The organism is Bacillus sp. mrc49 (genome assembly GCF_002803435.1).
This window is the reverse complement of sequence record NZ_PHNG01000130.1, coordinates 1-974: the sequence shown is the minus strand read 5'-3', so window position 1 is coordinate 974 and position 974 is coordinate 1. Positions and strand designations below refer to the sequence as shown.

Here is a 974-nt window from a genome sequence, read left to right as displayed (position 1 = left end):
TTGGAATGGCTCCTTCGTTGGCACGACGCCGATATCATACAAGAATTTATGCCAGAAACGAGCGTACAGCAAGTGAAGCACCGCATGCTCGGCACCGCCAATATAAATGTCGACCGGCATCCACTCTTTCAATTTTTCAGGATCTGCCAAAGCTTCCTTATTGTCCGGATCAATATAACGAAGGAAGTACCAGCTGCTGCCTGCCCATTGCGGCATCGTGTTCGTCTCGCGGCGCCCTTTCCGTCCGTTTTCATCGGTTACGTTCACCCATTCCGCAATGTTCGCAAGTGGAGATTCCCCTGTCCCTGAAGGCTTGATGTCAGTCGTTTTCGGTAAAATCAACGGAAGTTCCTCTTCCTCCAGTGCAGACATCGTCCCATCTTCCCAATGGATGATCGGGATCGGTTCACCCCAGTAACGCTGACGGCTGAATAACCAGTCGCGAAGACGGTAGGTAATTTTCTTCGTACCGATTTCTTTTTCTTCCAGCCATTTGATCATGGCTGAAATGCCTTCCTCTTTATTCAACCCATCAAGGAATTCCGAATTCACATGAAGGCCATCGCCTGTATACGCTTCACTCGTGACATCCCCGCCAGCGACGACTTCCTTGATCGGCAAGTCAAACTTGACAGCAAATTCATAATCACGTTCATCATGGGCAGGAACGGCCATGATCGCACCCGTTCCGTAACTGATCAGCACATAATCGGCAATCCAGATCGGCATTTTTTCGCCGTTTACCGGGTTAATCGCATAAGCCCCCGTGAAAACGCCTGATTTATCTTTTGCCAAGTCGGTTCTTTCCAAATCGCTTTTATGCTTCACTTCATCCAAATAAGCCTCAACTGCATCTCTTTGTTCAGCTGTCGTAATTTTATCGACAAAGTGATGTTCCGGGGCCAATACGGCATAAGTTGCTCCGAATAACGTATCAGGACGGGTCGTGAACACCGTGAAGGTATCATCAAAGC

General features: G+C 48.6%; 1 protein-coding gene. It reads right to left on the bottom strand.

Annotated features, from left to right (window positions below; translation table 11 throughout):
- The coding region (locus CVN76_RS00895; protein ID WP_157805398.1) for a class I tRNA ligase family protein at positions 1 to 974 on the bottom strand (974 nt) is incomplete at both ends.